We start from the raw sequence: 1080 nt of genomic DNA on the forward strand, positions 1-1080 counted from the left end.
CCCGCCGGGCCGACTCGCTCTGTCGCCGGGCGCTGGCGGCGGCCGTGTCCTGCTTCGGTACCAATCGCTTCCACGGTGTCACGTCGCCGTTCAGGCCGACGGCGGTATGTGTTAGACATGAGGGTTGTAGGCCCGTGTCCTCAAGACCGGGTCGAACCGGAACAGTTGATACCAGGGCAGAGAGTCGAGTCCTGGCTCCATGGGGGAGGACAGTCGTGAGCACGGGGAACGGCGGCGGTGCCGGCTACCGCGTCGAGGTCGACAACCTACGGGCGTTCGCGTCGCAGGTACGGGGGCTGCTGGACGAGTTCCAGGCACGTGCGGACGGCAGCCGGACGCACGGGCAGAGCGGGGTCGGGCGGGCGGCCTTCGGGACGTTTCCTGAGGCGCAGGCGCTGTTCGACAAGTACGAGGTCATGCGGGACAGCCTTCGGGGCGTCATGGACTTCCTGCAGAACGCCATCGACGAGGCCCAGCGTAAGGCTGATCTCACCGCGGCCAACTACGAAGAGCAGGAGAGCGAAACCGTCCACAGCCTGAAGGTCAACTCGGATGGCTGGTCGGTAGGGAGCGCCACGCCTGCTGTCTACACCTCGCCCGCATCGCGTTCCGGTGCCAGGCAACCCAGTCCGACGGCACCTGCGGGCGCGACTCCGGTCGGTAGCGGTGAGCCTCAAGCGACATGGTGAGCACTCGAGGACCTAGGACTTCGCAGCGGACAGGAGGCACCTACTCATGAGCGATTTCACGAACTTCAACGGCTACAGCCACGGCGATCTCCGTCGCATGGTGAACAGCATGGATTCCGGCGGCATCATGTCGGCGGGGGACCCCTGGCGCCGCGCCACCGATACGCTGAAGCAGATCCGGACCTCTCTCACCACTGCCTCAGGTGATGCCACGGCTAGTTGGGAAGGCTCCACCAGCGAGGCTTTCCACACCAAGATGACCAAGCTGGCCGCCAGTATCAACAATGCGGCGGCTTACGCCAATGATGCTGCGGTGACCCTTGAGCTGATGTCTGCGGCCATCGACGAAGCCAAGCGGACGATGCCGGAGGAACCGAGTTTCTGGTCCAAG

2 protein-coding genes are annotated in these 1080 nt (G+C 65.0%); both read left to right on the forward strand.

The annotated features are described in order from the left end of the window. Positions 1-215 precede the first annotated feature (215 nt). On the forward strand, positions 216-689 hold the full coding sequence (locus ABD323_RS41515) for a hypothetical protein (RefSeq protein ID WP_184919138.1): 474 nt from the start codon (positions 216-218) through the stop codon (positions 687-689). 46 nt (positions 690-735) lie between these two features. Beyond that, a partial coding sequence (locus tag ABD323_RS41520; protein ID WP_344447270.1) for a WXG100 family type VII secretion target occupies positions 736-1080 on the forward strand: 345 nt, incomplete at its 3' end.

Origin of the sequence: Kitasatospora nipponensis (assembly GCF_039528135.1) — a bacterium.
GTDB classification, from domain to species: Bacteria; Actinomycetota; Actinomycetes; order Streptomycetales; family Streptomycetaceae; genus Kitasatospora; species Kitasatospora nipponensis.